This window comes from Dechloromonas hortensis (assembly GCF_009469765.1).
In the GTDB taxonomy this organism is placed as follows: Bacteria; Pseudomonadota; Gammaproteobacteria; order Burkholderiales; family Rhodocyclaceae; genus Azonexus; species Azonexus hortensis.
In genome coordinates, this window is the sequence record NZ_SSSQ01000033.1 from 1 (window position 1) to 1,068 (window position 1,068).

Consider the following 1,068-nt stretch of genomic DNA (forward strand, 5'->3'; position numbering starts at 1 on the left):
AACATTATTGGGCTAAGCATTAAGTTGTGCAGATTTGGCCCGGCATCTGCTTCAAGGTCCAACTTACCCTGTTGGCCGGGTTGTGCTCACGTGGAGCCGAGGGGAGTCGAACCCCTGTCCGAAGATAACGGCACATAAGTTTCTACGAGTGTAGTCACAGTTTTGATGTCACCCGAGTATCGCCCCGTAACCGGCTATACGTTGGGTCAGCCTGATTATCTTCTTCTGCTGACCCCAGGCGGAGACCAGACAGCGTATCCCACTACTTGTTAGCCCCTATCCCTGTCACATGGGCGATGCAGGGTAGAAGCACGCACACAGGTTATTAAGCTGCGAAAGCGTAGTTGTTGTTTTGTTTGCCGTTTAATAGGCTTTAGCGTTGATGAAGCGGACGCGTCCCCACTACTCGCTGCTCATGCTCGAACCTGCCAGTTTCCAGTTGCTAGGGGACAAATCCTGAAAACAACCGACGAAATCTCGATTTTGTTTTCTGTTTCCCTTTCAGATAGTACATGGGTAATCAACTACCTTTCGGAATACACATTACATGCCGTTCCATCCGTTAATTGATGCCTTCCACCATGGATGACAGAACCCCGCTGCGGTCTAGGCGGAATCACGTTTGAGACAGGCGGCCTGCCGGGAGGTTCGGAAGGACATTTTGATTTAAAAGCTAACCCCTGCTTCAGTCAGCCTTCGTATCCTTCTGTCCTTGCCAAAGCCTCCCCTGCTGCCGCACTATCGGTATCCACGGATTACAAAGCCTTTCCGCAGTGCGCTATAGTAGCCGCCTGAGATTCTGCCCCTTGGTGTCTTAATTCTCAATACGCTTCAATTTGTGGCTCGATGGAAATCGAGTACTATACCAATAATCGCTCCCAAGGCGATTGGGGAATCGAACCCCAAGTGGGATTCCTACCGAAACGAACGGTACAGGATACCGTAACATACATGCCGGCACTGCGGGATCATCTTGAGATCCCCGCCTCGTTACGCCCGCCCGGATAAGAACCAATGTATGATGAACGCGCTCGGCGTTATCAACCTGCTAAGAGGTGCAGCTAGATC

1 other RNA gene is annotated in these 1,068 nt (G+C 51.1%); it reads right to left on the minus strand.

Annotated elements, in window-relative coordinates:
• Window positions 1-88: 88 nt before the first annotated feature.
• Window positions 89-430, minus strand: a transfer-messenger RNA (tmRNA) gene (ssrA, locus tag GH663_RS20855).
• Between the last annotated feature and the right edge of the window lie 638 nt (window positions 431-1,068).